Genomic DNA, 17410 nt, shown 5'->3' with positions numbered 1-17410 from the left:
CGGTGCTCGGCCGTGCTGTCGTATGTCGCATGCCTTTGCCAGGTGCGTGGTGGTTCCAGCACATCACATAAAGCACGGGATCGGTCACTATTCGTTGCGAATTGACCTGAAGTGGAAGCTGGGGCTCCCGTTGAACGAGGCGTGATCGCCTTCTCCGTGATCGCCTTCTAGACGAGGCGTATCGGCTTCTCGGGGCGTATGCCCGCGGCGGCCAGCCAGTCGCGGAGCGGACCGGGGTCCCCCTCCTCGATCAGGCTCAGCACCCTGGGGGTCAGGTCGGCCGCGCGCTCGCCGTGCAGCAGCAGGGACGGGCCGTCCAGCCAGTCCAGGGCGGGGGCCGCGCCCGCGGTGTCGACGGCCGCGCAGCACACCATCGCCGTGACGTGGTCGGTCAGGAGTTCGCGGGCGGTGCGCGGGGGCTGGAGAGGGACGAGAGGCAGGGCACCGCCGTCCCGGAGGGTGCTGGGCGGGCTCTGGCCGGCCGCGGTGGCGCCGTGGGGCACGGCGTTCTCCTCCCGGGCCACCTCGGCGCTGAGGCCGGCGGCGAGGAGCGTGCTGCGCTCGGTGCCGGGGTCGTCCTCGTCGTCCTCGTCGTCCTGCGCGAGGACCGGGCCGGTGTCCGGGGCCGCGTGCGCCGGGGCAGGCGCGGGTCCCGCGGGCTCGGCGAGGTGGTCCAGGACGCGGGCCAGGGTGGGTGCGGCCGTGTGCCGGGCGGGGCGGGTGCCGAGGGAGTCCAGGACGCGGTGCAGCCGGGCCGCGTCGGCGCGCCAGGTGCGGTCCACGACCTCCTCCGGGTACGACTGCCAGTCCACCGGCGCCCAGTCGGACCCGGCCCCGGTGGGGCCGCCGTGGAAGAGGCGCGCGGCGAGCAGCGAGGTGGCCTCGTCCACGGTGCCGGGCTCCTCCAGCAGATCGCAGGCGGGCCGCTCCCCGAGGCGGGAGGCGAAGCCCTCCGCGAGCCGGTCGCGCCGGGACAGCTCGGTGAGCGCCGCCACCACGCCCGCGTCCAGGCGGGAGGGCCAGCGGCCCATGCGCCAGGCGGGCAGTGCCACGCGGGTCAGCAGCCGGTCCCAGCCCGCGTAGGCGAGGCCGACCTGTTCCTGGGCGACGATCCGCAGGCCGTAGTCCACCGTCTGCGCGCGCTCGGCGGCCGCCGCGGCGACCCCGCGCTCCATCTGCGTGGCGTGCTCACCGCAGGCGCCCAGCAGCAGCCGGGCGACCCGGCCGAGGACCGCGCACGCCCCGCGGGCCAGCGGGCCCCGCCTCGGCGTGGCGGCTATGGCCACCGTGGCGTCGAGGCCGCGCACGAAACGGCGGGCGGCGGCTATGTCGGGGTGCGCCGAGGGGCCCGTACCCGCGACGACCGGGGCGATGACGGCGCGCAGCTCGCCGACCCGCATCCACCACAGGAAAGGGGAGCCGATGACGAGGACCGGCGCGACCGGGACCCGGCGGGGGGAGCGGCGCCCCTCCCCCGGTACGTCCGCCTCGCCGACCGCCTGCCGGGCGGGCGGGCCGTGGGCCGCGTGGGCACGGTCCTCCAGCCAGCTGTCGCAGTCCGGGGTGAGGGCTATGGCGGAGGGCGCCGGGACGTCCAGCCGGTCGGCGAGGTCGCGCACCATCCGGTACAGGTCCGGGGCGGACTCCTCCGCGACCGGCACCGTGGGGCTCATGGCGGGGCGGGCCCGGGAGACGACCAGGGCGATGCCGGCGGTGGCCAGCAGGACGAGGACCGCGAGGACACCCACGGCCCAGCGGGCGGCGTCCCAACCGGGACCGACCAGATGCCCGGTGGCCCCGCCGGCCAGCAGGATCACCTCGGCGGCTGCGGGCAGCACGGCCACGCCCAGGGCCCGGCCCCGGACCCGCAACACCGCGAGGGCCCGGGAGCGCGCGGCCTGCGCGCCCGCTTCCACACCGATTCCGGTCACGTGCCGACCTCACCCCCTCCCCTGCCGATGCCGTGCTGTCCTGGTGCTGCTCACTCCCCCACTGTGGCATCCGTCACTGACAACGCAATGCCGGTGGGCCAAGTGCGCAATGCCGGTGGGCCAGGTGCCGGAACGCTTGCGCGGCACCCTAGTTGCGGCCCCGGCCCACGTCAGCCGGATGGGCGATTGCTCACTCGATGGAATGGCTTTGGTCAGAGCTGGGTGACAGACAGCAAAGATCAGGCCCCGGATTCCGGATCCGGGGCCTGAGGGGTTGAAACGGGAGCTGGGAGGCGTGCGGGGGGGCTCGGCGGGGCTCAGAGCGCCTCGGCCGCCGCCTTCGCCGCGATGTCCGTGCGGTGCTGCGAGCCGTCGAGCCCGATCCGGTCCACCGCCCGGTACGCCCGCTCGCGCGCCTCGGTCAGGTCCTTGCCGGTCGCGGTGACGGACAGGACCCGCCCACCCGCGCTGACGACCGCGTCGCCGTCCTGCCGGGTGCCCGCGTGCAGGACGTAGGCGTGCGGGGCGTCCTCGGCTGCGACCTCGTCCAGACCGGTGATCGGGTCGCCGGTGCGCGGGGTGCCGGGGTAGTTGTGGGAGGCGATGACGACGGTGACGGCCGCGTCCTCGCTCCAGCGCAGCGGCGGCAGGTCCGCGAGGTTGCCGGTGGCGGCGGCCATCAGCAGCCCGGCCAGCGGGGTCTTCAGGCGGGCCAGCACGACCTGGGTCTCGGGGTCGCCGAAGCGGGCGTTGAACTCGATGACCCGGACCCCGCGGCTGGTGATCGCCAGACCGGCGTAGAGCAGCCCGGAGAACGGCGTGCCGCGCCGCCGCAGTTCGTCCACCGTCGGCTGCAGCACCGTGCGCAGCACCTCGTCGACCAGCTTCGGGTCGGCCCACGGCAGCGGCGAATAGGCGCCCATGCCACCGGTGTTGGGGCCCTCGTCGCCGTCCAGGGCGCGCTTGAAGTCCTGTGCGGGCTGGAGCGGTACGACGGTCTCGCCGTCGGTGACCGCGAACAGGGACACCTCGGGACCGTCGAGGAACTCCTCGATCACCACGCGCTCGCAGGCGGCCGCGTGCGCCTTGGCGGCGTCCAGGTCGGAGGTGACGACGACGCCCTTGCCGGCGGCGAGTCCGTCGTCCTTGACGACGTAGGGGGCACCGAAGGCGTCGAGGGCCCTGGCGGTCTCCTCGGCGGTGGTGCAGACGTACGACCGGGCGGTCGGCACCCCGGCCGAGGCCATGACGTCCTTGGCGAAGGCCTTGGACCCCTCCAGCCGGGCGGCCTCGCCGGACGGGCCGAACACCGCGATGCCCGCCGCGCGCACGGCGTCGGCCACACCGGCGACCAGCGGGGCCTCCGGGCCGACGACGACCAGTTCGGCGCCGAGCCGGTTCGCCAGCGCGGTCACCGCGGCACCGTCGAGCGCGTCGACCTGGTGCAGCTCGGCGACCTCGGCGATGCCGGCGTTGCCGGGGGCGCAGTGCAGCGCGGTGACGTCGGGATCGAGGGACAGGGAGCGGCACAGGGCGTGTTCGCGGGCGCCGCTGCCGATGACGAGGACGTTCACGGGGGCCAGCCTAATGGCAAGGTTGCCGAAGGCCGGGGCCCGGGGAAGTCGTATGTTCCTCCAAGGGCCGGGCTTCCGGTGAGGTCCGGGCTCGGTACGAGGGGTCCCGCGCGTGCCCGGGGAGCCGTCGGCGCCGTCGGCCTCAGGAGCCACGGGGGGCCTCAGTGGGCAGCCTCAGCGGGCCCCCTTGCCGCGCGCCGCGCGGGCCTCACTCGTTGATGAACTCCTCGACCACCGTGGCGCCCAGTTCCCGCACGATCAGGTCGTGGCCGGACAGGGCCGACTCGTCCAGGTCGGGGTCGTCGTCCTCGGGGATGTCGTCCTCGATGGAGACGGGGGGCGGCTCGGGGGCCGCGGTGGGCCGGGGCGCGGCGGACACCGGGGGTGCCGACGGCGCCGAGCCGCCCGGGGCGGGCATCTGCGGGGCGGGCCGGGAGGGCGCGCCGGGGCGGGCGGCGGGTGCGCCGTAGCCACCGCCGCCGGACGCGCCGACGTTGCCGTGACCGCCGCCCGGGGCACCCGCGCCGCCGTGGCCACCGCCCCCGCCGAAGCCGGGGGAACCGCCGCCCTGGGCGGGGGGCGCGGAGCCGCCGCCGGACGGGTCGACCAGCGCCTCGATCTTCCACTGCACGTTGAACTGCTCGGCCAGCGCGGCCCGCAGCACGTCCTCGCTGCCGCTGCTCGCGAAGTTGTCACGGGCTCCGGCGTTCACGAAGCCGAGCTGGAGGGTGGTGCCGTCGAAGCCGGTGACCTGGGCGTTCTGGCTGAGCAGGATCCAGGTGAAGCGCCGGCGGTTCTTGACCGCCTCCAGGATGTTCGGCCAGAGCATGCGGGGGTCGAGCCCGCCGGCGGGGGCGGTCGCGGCGGGCTGGGGGGCCGAGGGCGCGGCCGCGGGGGCGGGCTGGGCCGTCGGCTGGGCGCCGGCCGAGGGGGCCTGGCCCTGCGGGCCGCCCGGCGCGGCGGCCGTGGGCCAGCCACCGGGGCGCCGTCCGCTTCCGGCGGGGGCGGCGGTGGGCCAGGCGCCGGGGGCGGTGGGGGCCGCGGGAGCCGGAGGCTCGGCGGGAGCGGCGGCGGGCGGCTCCACCGGAACGGCAGGCGCGGGAGCAGGGGCGACCGCAGGCGCGGGAGCAGGCGCAGGGGCGACCGCAGGCGCGGGCGCGGCCGGAGCCGCACCACCGGCACCCGGAGCACCGCCGACACCCGGACCGGCACCCGGGGCACCACCGGGACCGCCGCCGCTCGCCCCGCCCGGCACCCGTACGGCCGCCCGTGCCGCCGCGGGACCGCCGCCGGGCGGCATCATCGCGGCCGGGGCGCCGCCGTGGGCCTCCGGTCCCGGGACGTACCCCATGGCGGGGGCGCCGGCGCCCGCGCCGAAGTTGACGCCGCGCTCGATGCGGTCGAGGCGGGCCATCACGGAGCGCTCGTCGCCGTAGGCGGCGGGGAGCAGGACGCGGGCGCAGATGAGTTCGAGCTGGAGGCGGGGCGAGGTGGCGCCGCGCATCTCGGTGAGGCCCTCGTTGACGAGGTCGGCGGCGCGGCTCAGCTCGGCGGCGCCGAAGGTCGAGGCCTGGGCCTGCATGCGCTCCAGGACGTCGGCGGGGGCGTCGATGAGCCCCTTGTCGACGGCGTCGGGGACGGCGGCGAGGATCACCAGGTCGCGGAGCCGTTCGAGCAGGTCGGCGACGAAGCGGCGGGGGTCGTTGCCGCCCTCGATGACGCGGTCGACGACCTCGAAGGCGGCGGCGCCGTCACCGGTGGCGAAGGCCTCGACGACGGAGTCGAGGAGGGAGCCGTCGGTGTAGCCGAGGAGGGCGGTGGCCATGGCGTACGTCACACCGTCCGCGCCCGCGCCCGCGAGGAGTTGGTCCATCACGGACATGGAGTCACGGACGGAACCGGCGCCCGCGCGCACGACGAGCGGGAGCACGCCGTCCTCGACCGGGATGTCCTCCTTCTGGCACACCTCGGCGAGGTAGTCCCGCAGGGTGCCGGGCGGCACGAGCCGGAAGGGGTAGTGGTGGGTCCGCGAACGGATGGTGCCGATGACCTTCTCGGGCTCGGTCGTGGCGAAGATGAACTTGAGGTGCTCGGGCGGTTCCTCGACGACCTTCAGCAGGGCGTTGAAGCCCGCCGACGTGACCATGTGGGCCTCGTCGATGATGTAGATCTTGTACCGGCTGCCCGCGGGGCCGAAGAAGGCCTTCTCGCGCAGTTCACGGGCGTCGTCCACGCCACCGTGGGACGCCGCGTCGATCTCGATGACGTCGATCGAACCCGGCCCGCCCCGCGCGAGGTCGCGGCAGGACTGGCACTCGCCGCACGGGGTCGGGGTGGGACCTTGCTCACAGTTGAGGCAGCGGGCGAGGATGCGCGCGCTGGTCGTCTTCCCGCAGCCACGCGGCCCGCTGAACAGGTACGCGTGATTGACCCGGTTGTTCCGCAGCGCCTGCTGCAGCGGGTCGGTGACATGCTCCTGCCCGATGACCTCGGCGAAGGTCTCGGGACGGTAGCGGCGGTACAGCGCGAGAGACGACACGCTTACGAGGTTATAGGCGCACACCGACAACCGGCCCCGCCGCGGCCTCCGGCAACGCAGACGCCCCCCACGCACCCGCCAGAGCCGACCTACCCTTGCTGCCTTCCGGCCCTGGGGGAGTTCAGTCAGATAGCGCCGCGTGAGGGGCTACGCAGAGAGTACCCGATCCGGGCCTGCGGGAACGAGTTCGCGAGCACCCTCCTCGGTCATGTAATGTTCCGACCGGAGGATTCGCCTAGAGGCCTAGGGCGCACGCTTGGAAAGCGTGTTGGGGGCAACCCCTCACGAGTTCGAATCTCGTATCCTCCGCCAGTGCCTCACCGGGCACGATGTCGAAGGGCCCCCTGGAAACAGGGGGCCCTTCGACGTTGTCCCGGGGGTCCCCAGAGGACATCGGCGATCTTGGTGTGCGGTGTGCGGTGTGCGGTGTGATCGGCGATCAGCGCGAGGACGCGTCGTTGCCCGCTGGCGAACCGGTCGTGTCCGCAGGCGCACCATGACCGGGCGGTGGGGGTGGTCCCGCGGCCGGGCGCGACGAAGTGACTCGACCTGCCCGCAGCCGACGCCGACCACCGGCGCGTTCTCGCCGTCCTGAGATTCCTCGGCGCTTCCCCGACCTGACCGACCCCCCGCCCGCACCCCTCTCGTATCCTCCGCACCTGCCGCGAGGCAGAAGAAGGGCCCGACCGTGATGCGGTCGGGCCCTTCGTCGTTCGTTGTGCCGGCGCCGTACAGCCTGCCGGCCCGGGCCTCGGCCGGCAGCCGCCGTCGGCCGGGCGGTCACCGTGCCGTCGTCGGCTCCGGTGCGCTGTGGGCGCGCCGGTAGGCCAGTGGTGACAGGCCCAGGTACGTGTGGAAGTGCTTGCGCAGGGCGACGGGGTCGCCGAAGCCGCAGGCGGTGGCGATCCGTGCGACGGTCAGGTCGGTGGACTCCAGCAGCAGGCGTGCGTGGGCCAGCCGCCGCTGCGCCAGCCACTTCAGTGGGCTGCTGCCCACCTCGCTGCGGAACCGCCGGGTGAAGGTGCGCACGCTCATGTGCGCGTGCCGGGCCATGTCCTCCAGCGTGATCGGCTCGGCCAGCCGGTCCAGCGCCCACTGCCGGGTCGCCGAGGTGGAACGGTCGGTGTCCTGCGGAACCGGGTGCGATCACGGCCGCCGCCGGTGGAGTGGGCCACTTCGCGGTCCAGTTCGCCCGGCACCTGGGCGCCCACGTGATCGCCACCGCCAGCGCCGCACGCCATCCCTGGCTCAAGGAACTCGGGGCCGACGAGACCATCGACTACACCACCACCCGCTTCGAGGACGTCGTCGAGGACATCGACGTCGTCATCGACCTGGTGGGCGACGCGCACGACCGGACCAGCACCCGCTCGCTGAAGGTCCTGCGCCCGGGCGGCCTGCTGGTCGCCGTACCGTCCGGTGTCTCCCCGGACCTGGCCCGGGCGGCCGAGGCGGCCGGTGTGCGCCTCACTGCGTACCTGGTCGAGCCGGACGGTCCCGCGCTGACCACGATCGCGGGCCTGATCGACAGCGGTGAGGTCGCCGTCGAGGTGGAGGAGACCTTCCCGCTGGAACAGGTCGGCACGGCCCACGCCCGCGTCCAGGCCGGCCGCACCCGCGGCAAGGTCGTCCTCACCGTGACCGACTGACCATGCCTGCAGGCTGTTTGGAGCAGCACCGTGTCCTACGAGATCCGCCGCTGTCGGGCGCGGCCCAGGCGCAGGAGGACGTGGTCATGCCGTTCCAGGACTCGCCGGCACGGCCGTGACCGCCTCCTTCGTCGACGCCCGGGACGAGGAGATCGGGGGGAGGCGTCAGCCTTGGCGGCCGGGGAGCATGGCCAGGGCCTTGGAGCGCTGTGCGACGAGGTCGTCGTAGGTGCCGTCGCGCTCGGCCCAGCGGTGCATGAGGACGCCCTTCACGAGGATCTCGTGGGGGGTGGGGTCCTGCGAGAGCAGGTGCATGACCTCGGTGGCGAAGTCGTCGAGCGGCAGCGCGTGCGGGTTCACCTTTTCCTGGCCTGCCGTGGCGACGGCCGGGGGGACGAGCTCGACGACGTCGACACCGGTGCCGTCGAGTTGCGCGCGCAGCGCCTCGGAGTAGGCGTGCACCGCGGCCTTGGAGGCGGCGTAGCTGGGCATGGGCGGGAAGGGCAGGAAGGCGATGCCCGAGGTGACGGTGACGAAGGTGCCGGCACCCCGCTGGACCAGGTGCGGGGTGAAGGCGTCGATGACCCGGATGGTGCCGAGCAGGTTGGTGTCGATCGTCGTTTCTGCCGCCCGGAAGTGCGCGGCGTCGCGCAGGTCCTCCAGGAGCATGACGCCCGACATCGTCACCACGGTGTCCAGCTCGGGGTACCGGGCGAGCGCGGCGTCGCGGGCAGCCGCGACGGAGGCACTGTCGGTGACGTCGATGCCGATCGTGCCGAAGCCTTCTTCGGCGAGTTCCGAGAGTGCGTCCGGGCTGCGGCCACCCACGGCCACGGTGCTGCCTGCCGCGGCGAACCGCCGGGCCAGCTCGCGCCCGATACCCGAGGTTCCGCCGACGATGAGAACGGTGCGGTTGGAGAGATCCACGGGGGTCTTCCCTTCAGTCCAGGGCGCCGTCGGCGTGCAGACCCGCGGCGCAGACAGTGATTGCTCTCTGTCTCTTCCAAACAGTGCTGTCGCAGTCTCGACGGCATCCGCCGGGCGTGGCAGGGCCCCCGTCTTCCCTGGTCCTGCCAGGGCCCCCGCTGAGACACGCGCACCGCACTACGGTGTCGACATGAAGGACGAGGAATCCGGCAACCGGCTCGGCAGCTACCTACGGGCCCGGCGTGAGCTGGTCTCCCCGGCGCAGGCAGGACTCCCGGCCGGTGGCAACCGCCGCGTGCCCGGCCTGCGCCGTGAGGAAGTCGCCCTGCTCGCCGGAATCAGTCCCGACTACTACCTGCGTCTGGAACGGGGCCGTGACAAGAACCCCTCACCGCAGGTCCTCGAATCACTCGCGCGCGTCCTGCGGCTCGACGACATCGAACGGACCTATCTGCTCGGCCTCGCGGCGGCCCGCCCCAGGGCGCCGCGCCGCAAGCGACCCGAGCACGTACCGGCGCGGGTGCACGAGCTGCTCGCGCACCTTCAGATCCCCGCGTTCGTCGAAGGGCGCGCGTTCGACGTCCTGGCCTCCAACCCCATGGCCGTCGCGCTCTCCCCCCGCCTGCGGCCCGGCCAGAACCGGCTGCGTTCCCTCCTCCTCGATCCCGAGGAACGAGCCTTCCACCAGGACTGGACGAAGGCCACCGCCGATTTCGTCGCCACCCTTCGCGCCACCATCGGGGACGACACCGACAACCCCCGGTTCGTCGAGCTCGTCGGAGAACTCGCACTGTCCAGTCAGCGGTTCCGCACCCTGTGGGCCCGCCACGACGTCCGCAGTCTCGACGGAGGCACGACCACGGTCCACCACCCCCTCGTCGGTGAACTACGCCTCCATCGCGACAAACTCCCCGTCGACGACGTCATCCTCGTCGTCTACTACCCCGACAAGGACAGCGACAGCGACGAGAAACTGCGGCTCCTCGCCGCACTCTCACACACCGAGTCCGCCGGCACAGCACACGACAGACCGGCGGACGACCCGCGCCCGACGACACCCTGACGCACAGCCGTCGCGGGCGGCGGACCGGTGGCGCCCGGCTCACCAGGTGGGCCGCGCCGAGACACCGCCGTCCACCACCAGGTCGTGGCCGGTGATCCAGGAGGCGAGGGGTGAGGCCAGGAAGACGCAGGCGTCGGCCACGTCCTCGGGGCGGCCCAGGCGGCCGGTGGGCGCGGCGGTGAGCCAGCGGTGGACGCCGTCCGGCCAGGCCCGCGCGAGCCCCTCGCGGTCGATCAGGCCCGGGGAGACCGTGTTGACGCGGATGCCGTCGGGGCCGTACTCCAGGGCGGCCGCGCGGGCGTGCATGACGACCCCCGCCTTGGCCGCGCCGTAGTGGGCGTGACCGGGGGCGGGCCGGTCGGCCTCGATGGAGGCGATGTGGGTCACGGTGCCGCCACCGTGGGCCCGCAGATGGGCCGCGGCGGCCTGGGTGCACGCGAAGACGCTGGTCAGGTCGGTGTCGACCACCGCACGCCACTCCGCGGCCGTCATGCCGGGCAGGGGCTGGACCGGCTGGACGGCCGCGTTGTTGACCAGCGCCGTGAGCCGGCCGCCGGACCACTTGAGGGTCTCGTGGACCAGGCGGTGGCAGGCGTCCTCGTCCGTCAGGTCCGCGCGCAGGACGACCGCCTCGCCGCCCGACCCCCGGATGCGGTCGGCGACCTCGCCCGCCTCCTCCACCGCCGTGCGGCAGTGGAGGGCGACCGCCGCGCCCTCCTCGGCGAAACGCAGGGCGATGGCGCGGCCGATGCCGCCGCCCGCTCCGGTCACCAGGGCGGTCTGTCCGTCGAGGAGGCTCATGGGCGGCACAGTTCCCTGATCCGGGCGGCCTCGGCGGGGTAACGCGCCGTGAGGTCCGCCGGGTCCCCGTGTTCGTAGTCCTCGTAGGTGAACCCGGGGGCCGTCGTGCAGCCGAAGAACGTCCACGCGCCGCCCGGGGCCACCCGCGCGCCCATCCAGGTGCGGGCCGGGACGGTCAGCTGGAGCCGCTGCCCGGCGCGCAGGCCGGGGCCGAGGACGGCGGTGCGGGTGGTGCCGTCGGGGGCGAGGAGCAGGAGGTGCAGCGGGTCGCCGAGGTAGAAGTGCCAGATCTCGGCGTAGGGCAGGCGGTGCAGGGCGGAGTAGTCGTCCGCCGTGAGCAGCGCCACGATGGCGGAGCCCTCGGGGCGGCCGTCCGCCCGCTCGGGCCCCGCCCAGGTGCGCCGGAACAGGCCGCCCTCGCGGGGGATCGGTTCGAGTCCGTAGTGGGCGATCAGCTCGTGCGGAGTCGTCATCCTCCGAAAGCTACGTCCAGGAAGGCGAGTCGGGCGTGCTTCTCGGGAAGGCGGACGTCGGGGAGGTCCACCTCGGGGAGCACCACCGCCTCGCCGGGCACGAAGCCCTCGCGGACGAAGCGGGCGATGGCCTTGGTGTTGCGGACGTCCGGGTCAAAATCTTAGGGTAGCCTTACCTAAATCTCCTTCTGATGGAGGAATCGTACGCGACGCGGGATCATCGGCCCATGGACGTCACCCTGCACCTCGCCCAGGACCCGGCGGCCGACGCGCTGCTCGGGCGCTCGCCCCTCGCCGCGCTGACCGGGATGCTGCTGGACCAGCAGGTCCCGATGGAGTGGGCGTTCAAGGGACCCCGCACCATCGCCGACCGGCTCGGCGCCGAGGACCTGGACGCCCACGAGATCGCCGCGCAGGACCCGGAGGCCTTCGCCGCGCTCCTCTCCGAGAAGCCGGCCGTGCACCGCTATCCGGGCTCCATGGCGAAGCGGATCCAGCAGCTGTGCCAGTACCTGGTCGAGCACTACGACGGGGACGCCGAAGCCGTCTGGAGGGGCGTCGGGAGCGGGGCCGAGTTGCTGAAGCGGCTGGAGGACCTGCCCGGGTTCGGCCGGCAGAAGGCGCAGATCTTCCTCGCGCTGCTGGGCAAGCAGCTCGGGGTCGCGCCGACGGGCTGGCGCGAGGCCGCCGGCGCCTACGGCGAACCGGGGTCCTACCGGTCCGTCGCCGACATCACGGGACCGGACTCGCTCACCAGGGTGCGCGCCCACAAGCAGGAGATGAAGGCCGCGGCCAAGGCGGCGAAGGCGGCCCGGAAGTGAGCGGGGGCGTACGCCTGGTGGCCCACCCGAGTGGCGGACCGCGCGGAACCGTTCCGAGCATGGACCATGACCGAGGCATCGCATCAGGGCCCGGAGTGGGGCCGTGAGTACGACGACCAGCGCGTCCACGGCGGACACCCGCCCGGCGCGCCGCACGAACCGCAGGGGCGCCGGGAGCGCCACGAGCCCGAACCGCCCTTCGAGGGGCCGCTGCACGCGCTGGCCCGCGCCGCCTGGCAGGTGGTCCTGGTCACCGGGATCGCCTCGCTGGTCCTCGGCATCCTGGTCCTGGTGTGGCCGGGCCCCTCGCTGGCCGTGGCCGGCGTCCTCTTCGGCATCTACCTCCTGGTCAGCGGTGTCTTCCAGCTGATCGCCGCGTTCGGTACGCACCAGGCGACCTCGCTGCGGGTGCTGGCGTTCACCAGCGGCACGCTGTCGATCCTGCTCGGTCTGCTCTGCTTCCGCGGGCCCATGCAGTCGATCCTGCTGCTCGCGCTGTGGATCGGCATCGGCTGGCTGATCCGCGGGGTCACCCAGACCATGGCCGCGATCTCCGATCCCCGGATGCCCGCGCGCGGCTGGCAGATCCTGCTCGGCGTCCTGACCTTCGTCGCCGGGATCGTGCTGATCGACTCGCCCTTCCACTCGGTCGCCGTGCTGGCCCTCGTCGGCGGCATCTGGCTGGTCGTGGTGGGCATCACCGAGATCATCACCGCGTTCCGCATCCGGCACCGGGCGCGGCAGGTGCCGCAGACCGTCTGAACCGGATCACCGCCCGCGGCGGGCCGTCCCGAACAGCGAACGCGTGATCTCCCGGCCCAGCTGGGTGCCGACCGAGCGGGCCAGGGACTTGAACATCCCGCTGCCGACGACCTGTTCGACCAGCGAGGGCTCCTCCCTCGCCGGGCGCTCCCGCGGCGCTTCGGGCGCCTGCCGCTCCACCGGCGCGGCACTCAGCCTCTCGTACGCCGACTCGCGGTCCACAGCCTGTGCATAACGGTCGTGGAGCGGCGAGTTCCGTACCGCGTCGTCCAGTTCGGCCGGATCCAGCGGGCCCATCAGGGATTCCGGGGCGCACAGCCGGGTCGGGGCGCCGTTCTCGCCGAGCACGGTGACCACCGCCTCGCCGGTGCCGAGCCCGGTCAGCAGCTCCTCCAGGTCGTACGACGACCTCGGGAAGGTCCGCACGGTCGCCCGCAGCGCCTTCTGGTCGTCCGGGGTGAAGGCCCTCAGCGCGTGCTGGACGCGGTTGCCGAGCTGGCCGAGGACGTCGGCGGGCACGTCCTTCGGGGTCTGGGTGACGAAGAAGACGCCGACACCCTTGGAGCGGATCAGCCGCACGGTCTGCGTGATCGAGTCCAGGAACGCCTTGGACGCGCCGTCGAACAGCAGATGCGCCTCGTCGAAGAAGAACACCAGCCTGGGCTTGTCCGCGTCGCCGATCTCCGGCAGGTCGTGGAAGAGGTCGGCCAGCAGCCACATCAGGAACGTCGAGAACAGCTGCGGTCTGTCCTGTACGGCGGGGAGTTCGAGGACCGAGACGATGCCCCGGTCGTCGTGCGCCGTGCGCAGGAAGGCGGCCGTGTCGAACTCCGGTTCCCCGAAGAAGTCCGCCATGCCCTGCGCCTCGAAGGCGGTGAGCGAGCGCAGGATCACCCCGGCGGTGGCCGCGGAGAGGCCGCCGATCCCCTTCAGCTCGGGTCTGCCCTCGTCGGGGGTGAGGAAGGCGACGACCGCCCGGAGGTCCTTGAGGTCGACCAGTTCCAGGCCCTTGGTGTCGGCGTAGTGGAAGACCAGGCCGAGCGACTGCTCCTGGGTCCGGTTGAGCCCGAGCACCTTGGACAGCAGCACCGGGCCGAAACTCGTCACCGTGGCGCGCACCGGGATGCCGTGGCCGAGGCCGCCGAGCGCGTAGAACTCCGCGGGGAATCCCGCCGGCGTCCACCGCCGGCCGACCTCGCGGGACCGCTGCCGTACCCGGTCGCCGTCCTGGCCGGGGCGCGCGATGCCCGACAGGTCGCCCTTGATGTCCGCGAGGAACACCGGCACCCCCTGCGCCGACAGCTGTTCGGCGATCAGCTGGAGGGTCTTGGTCTTGCCGGTGCCGGTCGCGCCCGCGACCAGGCCGTGCCGGTTGAGCACCGAGACGGGGACGCGCACCGGGGCGTCCGGGTGGCAGCCGCCGTCCCACAGGAGGGCGCCGAGGTCGAGGGCGGGGCCCGAGAAGGCGTACCCGGCGGCGATCTTCCGGGCCGGGTCGGGGAGCCCGGCGGGCGCCTCGGGGGCCGCGTCGCTGTCGCTCATCCGGTCCCCCTGTTCCTTCGTCCCGGCGCCTGCTGCCGATAGGCAGGCATTTGTCCTTGTTTGCGGAGCCTTTTCCAGCGTCGCACTCCGGCGCCATGGCTGCGCCCGGAACGTCTGGGCCGGTAGGCTTTCCGTGTGATCTTCAAGCGCATCGGAAACGGCCGGCCGTACCCCGATCACGGCCGGGAAAGCACCCGGCAGTGGGCGGACGTCGCGCCGCGCCCGGTCCGCCTCGATCAGCTCGTGACCACCAAGCAGCAGCTGGACCTGGAGACCCTGTTGGCGGAGGACTCGACGTTCTACGGCGACCTCTTCGCACACGTCGTGAAGTGGCAGGGCGATCTCTACCTGGAGGACGGCCTGCACCGCGCGGTGCGGGCGGCGCTCCAGCAGCGCCAGGTGCTGCACGCGCGGGTGCTTGAGCTCGACTGACGGCGGGGCGGTCGGCGGCGGCGCGCCCGCGCGGGCTGGACGGCGGGGGCCGGCCGAGTGTCCCATCGGCCCTGTGGCGCCCACCCATTGACCCTTTCGGGTTCCACTGAGCGCCCTCGACTGATCATCTGATAGGCATCACCGCTCCGGCGCACTACGCTGCGTTCATGAGCATGCTGACTCCCCCCGGCATGGGCGGCAAATACCGGATCACGGGGACGACGTACCCCCGGATGCGCCGGCCCCGGCGGCGAGGCCGGCTGGTCGCGGCCGTACTGGCGTCCGTGTGCACGCTCGGCCTGCTCGGCTGGGGCACGCTCCAGCTCATCGACGTCTTCGGCGGGGGCGAGTCGACCGCCGACGCGGCGAAGGCGTGCCGCGCCGAGGCCGCCAGGACGCAGGCCGCGGACGCGCACCGGACGAAGGCGCTGCCCGCGCCCGGCCGGATCACCGTGAACGTCTACAACGCCACCGCGCGCACGGGGCTCGCCAAGGACACCGCGGACCAGTTGAAGAAGCGCGGGTTCAAGATCGGTGACGTGGGCAACGCCGGCAAGGACTACGACAAGAAGGTGAAGGGCGCGGGGGTGGTCCTCGGGCCGGCGTCCGCGGTCGGCACGTCTTTGTCGGTGCTCGGCGCGCAGGTCACGGGGGCGGAGCAGCGCCCGGACGGGCGCAAGGGTGCCACGCTCGACCTCATCCTCGGGGACGGGTTCAAGGGGCTCGTGAAGGCGGCGGACGCGGACAGGGCGTTGACCGCCTTGACCGCGCCTGCGCCCACGACCGCCGTCGGCTCCGCGAAGAAGGGGTGCTGAAACCCCGTCACCGGGGGCGGTGGAGGGTGTTCGCGCCCGCGCGGCAGAGCCACGTGCCGGGACGGCGCCGCGCTCTCGCGGGGCGCCTCGTCCCGGCGTGCAAAGGCTCGGTTACTCCGCCGCGCCGTACAGCCGGTCGCCCGCGTCGCCGAGGCCCGGGACGATGTAGCCGTGCTCGTTCAGGTGGTCGTCCACCGCGGCCGTGACCACCGTGACCGGGGTGCCCGCCAGTTCGCGTTCCATCAGCTCGACGCCCTCGGGGGCGGCCAGCAGGACCACGGCCGTGACGTCGTCCGCGCCGCGCTTGATCAGCTCGCGGATGGAGGCGACCAGGGTGCCGCCCGTGGCCAGCATCGGGTCGAGGACGTAGACCTGGCGGCCCGAGAGGTCTTCCGGCATCCGGGTGGCGTACGCGGAGGGCTGGAGCGTCTCCTCGTTGCGGAGCATGCCCAGGAAGCCCACCTCGGCGGTCGGCAGCAGCCGGACCATGCCGTCGAGCATGCCGAGACCGGCGCGCAGGATCGGCACGACGAGCGGGCGCGGGCGGGCGAGCTTCACGCCGGTGGTGCGGGCGACCGGCGTGTCGATGTCGACGACCTCGGTGCGCACGTCCCGCGTGGCCTCGTAGGCGAGCAGGGTGACCAGTTCGTCGGCGAGCCGGCGGAAGGTCGCGGAGTCGGTGCGCTGGTCGCGCAGCGTGGTGAGCTTGTGAGCGACCAGGGGGTGGTCGACGACATGGAGACGCATGCCCATAACGGTACCCGCGCCCCGGACCGGTCGGCACTGGCGTCAAACCGCCCGTACGGGGGAAAGTGAGAGGGACGGACTGGGGTGGTGTGACGTGTCTGACCTGCCTGAGACCCCCGACGACGCGAACGGGACCGGAACGCCGGGTCCCGGGACCGGCATGGCCGAACCGGCGGCGCGTGGCACCGGGACGGCCGGGCCCGGCGGCCCCGACACCCCGAAGACGGGTGCCGACACTCCCAGCGGCGAATCCGCCGTTCCCGGGCCCGGCACCCCCGCCCCCGAGACCGAGGCCGAGCGGCGCCGCCGCAGGGCCCGGTTCCTGCGGGAGCTGGCCGAGGCCCGTGCCCTGCGCGCCCGGGTCCAGCCGCGACGCGCCAAGGCGGCCCGGCTGCGCCACGCGATGCGGATGCGGACCTTCCGCTGGTAGCGGCGGACGCCATGAGCTGGGACCCGGGGGCAAGAAGAAGGTGAGGAAGATCGCCGGCCGCGCCGACATTTCCGAGGTGGGCGTGCGTGAGCGTCTCGCAAAGCCGCGTACGATCCGCAGGTGGCAGCAACGAGAGCGCTGGTGACTCTGTGACGAAACACGCTCGAAACCGCCAGACACAGGGAGCCGAAGACGTCCCCTGAACGCCTTGTTTCTGCCACGATTCCGAGTGGGTGGGGCTCGGAGCCCAGCTCTCTCCGCCCAAGAACCTCCGCCGGGGGGACCCCCAACCGGCACGCCTATGACCAGTGGGAGAGTCACGGTGTACTTCGCCGCACTGCTCGCGCGCACCGAAGACGGGTGGGAAGCGAGCGACACAGAGCTCGACGACGTGGAGACCCTGTCGGATCTGGCCGACCTCGCCCGTGAGGCCTCTCCCGAGGAGGACACGGTGCTCGTCCTGATCGAGCAGGAGGACGCCTGGTTCGGCGTCGTCCGCGTGGACGGGGAGGACGACCCCCGGATCTACGTCTCGGACGCGGCCGCCGCCGCCCGCAGCGCCTACGGTGAGCTGCTGCTCACCGATGAGCTGCTGGGCCGGGAGCCCGGCGCCGCCGACGGTCCCGACCTGGACGAACTCGACCTCGACGGCACGGAGGACGGCGAGTCCGGGGCCGACGACGACGGGGACGAGGAGGGCGGCTCCGGTGACGCGGTGCCGCACAGCCCGGTCGGCGACAGCGAGATCCTCGACGACCTCGGCATCAGCGAGAAGGAGCTGCGCTCCCTGGACGCCGAGGACGCGCTCGGTTCCATCGCCGAGGCCCTGGGCGCCTCGGAGGTGCTGGAGACCGTCCGCTGACCGCGGGACACCCGGTGGACCGCACACGTCCGGCACCGGACC

The 17410-nt window shown here is 73.4% G+C and carries 17 protein-coding genes, 1 tRNA gene, 1 other RNA gene and 2 pseudogenes; 10 read left to right on the top strand and 11 right to left on the bottom strand.

The window, feature by feature from the left end; genetic code table 11:
- Positions 1-167 precede the first annotated feature (167 nt).
- The 4 genes from ACWDD7_RS02315 to ffs all read right to left on the bottom strand — a co-directional run bounded on the left by ACWDD7_RS02315 (position 168) and on the right by ffs (position 6195).
- The gene (locus ACWDD7_RS02315; protein WP_450455773.1) at positions 168-1931 is read right to left on the bottom strand and encodes a hypothetical protein; all 1764 of its coding nucleotides are present in this window, start codon (positions 1929-1931) and stop codon (positions 168-170) included.
- Positions 1932-2248: 317 nt separating this feature from the next.
- The gene (gene purD, locus ACWDD7_RS02310) at positions 2249-3505 is read right to left on the bottom strand and encodes a phosphoribosylamine--glycine ligase (RefSeq protein WP_450455772.1); all 1257 of its coding nucleotides are present in this window, start codon (positions 3503-3505) and stop codon (positions 2249-2251) included.
- Between the two features lie 208 nt (positions 3506-3713).
- Positions 3714-6044 (bottom strand): DNA polymerase III subunit gamma and tau, encoded by a 2331-nt coding sequence (locus tag ACWDD7_RS02305; protein WP_450455771.1) that lies wholly within the window; start codon positions 6042-6044, stop codon positions 3714-3716.
- A 56-nt stretch (positions 6045-6100) separates the two neighbouring features.
- Positions 6101-6195: signal recognition particle sRNA small type (ffs, locus tag ACWDD7_RS02300), an RNA gene on the bottom strand.
- Between the two features lie 73 nt (positions 6196-6268).
- On the opposite strand from ffs, the gene ACWDD7_RS02295 reads away from it, so the two are divergent.
- Positions 6269-6356: transfer RNA gene (locus tag ACWDD7_RS02295), tRNA-Ser, on the top strand.
- A gap of 231 nt (positions 6357-6587) precedes the next feature.
- Positions 6588-6665, top strand: a pseudogene (locus tag ACWDD7_RS02290) (DNA-binding response regulator); the annotation flags it as partial.
- A 159-nt stretch (positions 6666-6824) separates the two neighbouring features.
- On the opposite strand, the gene ACWDD7_RS02285 reads toward ACWDD7_RS02290, so the two are convergent.
- Positions 6825-7124 carry a helix-turn-helix domain-containing protein gene (locus tag ACWDD7_RS02285; protein WP_450455847.1) on the bottom strand — a complete coding sequence of 100 codons (300 nt, stop codon included), beginning with the start codon at positions 7122-7124 and terminating at the stop codon, positions 6825-6827.
- Positions 7125-7210: 86 nt separating this feature from the next.
- On the opposite strand from ACWDD7_RS02285, the gene ACWDD7_RS02280 reads away from it, so the two are divergent.
- Positions 7211-7693, top strand: a complete 483-nt coding sequence (locus ACWDD7_RS02280) for a zinc-binding dehydrogenase (RefSeq protein WP_450455769.1) — start codon at positions 7211-7213, stop codon at positions 7691-7693.
- 165 nt (positions 7694-7858) lie between these two features.
- Here ACWDD7_RS02280 and ACWDD7_RS02275 read toward each other — a convergent pair whose 3' ends face one another.
- Positions 7859-8620: an SDR family oxidoreductase gene (locus tag ACWDD7_RS02275; protein WP_450455767.1), complete on the bottom strand. Its 762-nt coding sequence runs from the start codon at positions 8618-8620 to the stop codon at positions 7859-7861.
- Positions 8621-8810: 190 nt separating this feature from the next.
- Between ACWDD7_RS02275 and ACWDD7_RS02270 the strand changes: the two genes are divergently transcribed.
- The gene (locus ACWDD7_RS02270; protein ID WP_450455766.1) at positions 8811-9683 is read left to right on the top strand and encodes a helix-turn-helix transcriptional regulator; all 873 of its coding nucleotides are present in this window, start codon (positions 8811-8813) and stop codon (positions 9681-9683) included.
- A gap of 39 nt (positions 9684-9722) precedes the next feature.
- On the opposite strand, the gene ACWDD7_RS02265 is transcribed toward ACWDD7_RS02270, so the two are convergent.
- The 3 genes and pseudogenes from ACWDD7_RS02265 to ACWDD7_RS02255 form a co-directional block, all read right to left on the bottom strand.
- Positions 9723-10484: an SDR family NAD(P)-dependent oxidoreductase gene (locus ACWDD7_RS02265; RefSeq protein ID WP_450455764.1), complete on the bottom strand. Its 762-nt coding sequence runs from the start codon at positions 10482-10484 to the stop codon at positions 9723-9725.
- Positions 10481-10957 (bottom strand): cupin domain-containing protein, encoded by a 477-nt coding sequence (locus tag ACWDD7_RS02260; RefSeq protein WP_351878545.1) that lies wholly within the window; start codon positions 10955-10957, stop codon positions 10481-10483. The genes ACWDD7_RS02265 and ACWDD7_RS02260 overlap by 4 nt, the downstream gene beginning before the upstream one ends.
- A pseudogene (locus ACWDD7_RS02255) lies at positions 10954-11112 on the bottom strand (GNAT family N-acetyltransferase); the annotation flags it as partial. The pseudogene ACWDD7_RS02255 and the gene ACWDD7_RS02260, both read right to left, overlap by 4 nt.
- Before the next feature lie 72 nt (positions 11113-11184).
- Here ACWDD7_RS02255 and ACWDD7_RS02250 point away from each other — a divergent pair.
- Both ACWDD7_RS02250 and ACWDD7_RS02245 read left to right on the top strand, forming a co-directional pair.
- Positions 11185-11778, top strand: a complete 594-nt coding sequence (locus ACWDD7_RS02250) for an HhH-GPD-type base excision DNA repair protein (protein ID WP_351878542.1) — start codon at positions 11185-11187, stop codon at positions 11776-11778.
- 66 nt (positions 11779-11844) lie between these two features.
- The gene (locus ACWDD7_RS02245) at positions 11845-12540 is read left to right on the top strand and encodes an HdeD family acid-resistance protein (protein WP_450455762.1); all 696 of its coding nucleotides are present in this window, start codon (positions 11845-11847) and stop codon (positions 12538-12540) included.
- Between the two features lie 6 nt (positions 12541-12546).
- Here the strand turns inward: ACWDD7_RS02245 and ACWDD7_RS02240 are convergent, their stop codons facing one another.
- Complete coding sequence (locus tag ACWDD7_RS02240; RefSeq protein ID WP_450455760.1) at positions 12547-14082, bottom strand: helicase HerA-like domain-containing protein; 1536 nt, start codon at positions 14080-14082, stop codon at positions 12547-12549.
- Positions 14083-14217: 135 nt separating this feature from the next.
- Between ACWDD7_RS02240 and ACWDD7_RS02235 the strand changes: the two genes are divergently transcribed.
- Complete coding sequence (locus ACWDD7_RS02235) at positions 14218-14514, top strand: type II toxin-antitoxin system VapB family antitoxin (RefSeq protein ID WP_004943146.1); 297 nt, start codon at positions 14218-14220, stop codon at positions 14512-14514.
- 167 nt (positions 14515-14681) lie between these two features.
- Positions 14682-15329 carry a LytR C-terminal domain-containing protein gene (locus tag ACWDD7_RS02230; protein ID WP_351878533.1) on the top strand — a complete coding sequence of 216 codons (648 nt, stop codon included), beginning with the start codon at positions 14682-14684 and terminating at the stop codon, positions 15327-15329.
- Positions 15330-15440: 111 nt separating this feature from the next.
- Here the strand turns inward: ACWDD7_RS02230 and upp are convergent, their stop codons facing one another.
- Entirely contained in the window at positions 15441-16076 is a 636-nt protein-coding gene (upp, locus tag ACWDD7_RS02225) for a uracil phosphoribosyltransferase (RefSeq protein WP_285556412.1), read from the bottom strand.
- Positions 16077-16236: 160 nt separating this feature from the next.
- On the opposite strand from upp, the gene ACWDD7_RS02220 reads away from it, so the two are divergent.
- Both ACWDD7_RS02220 and ACWDD7_RS02215 read left to right on the top strand, forming a co-directional pair.
- A complete protein-coding gene (locus ACWDD7_RS02220; RefSeq protein ID WP_450455845.1) occupies positions 16237-16506 on the top strand; it encodes a hypothetical protein in 270 nt (89 codons plus the stop codon).
- Positions 16507-16828: 322 nt separating this feature from the next.
- A complete protein-coding gene (locus ACWDD7_RS02215) occupies positions 16829-17368 on the top strand; it encodes a tRNA adenosine deaminase-associated protein (protein ID WP_285557069.1) in 540 nt (179 codons plus the stop codon).
- Positions 17369-17410 lie beyond the last annotated feature (42 nt).

Source organism: Streptomyces sp. NPDC001056, assembly GCF_053598955.1.
Note: the sequence above shows the minus strand (reverse complement) of the source record. Positions and strands in the feature narration are given on the sequence as shown.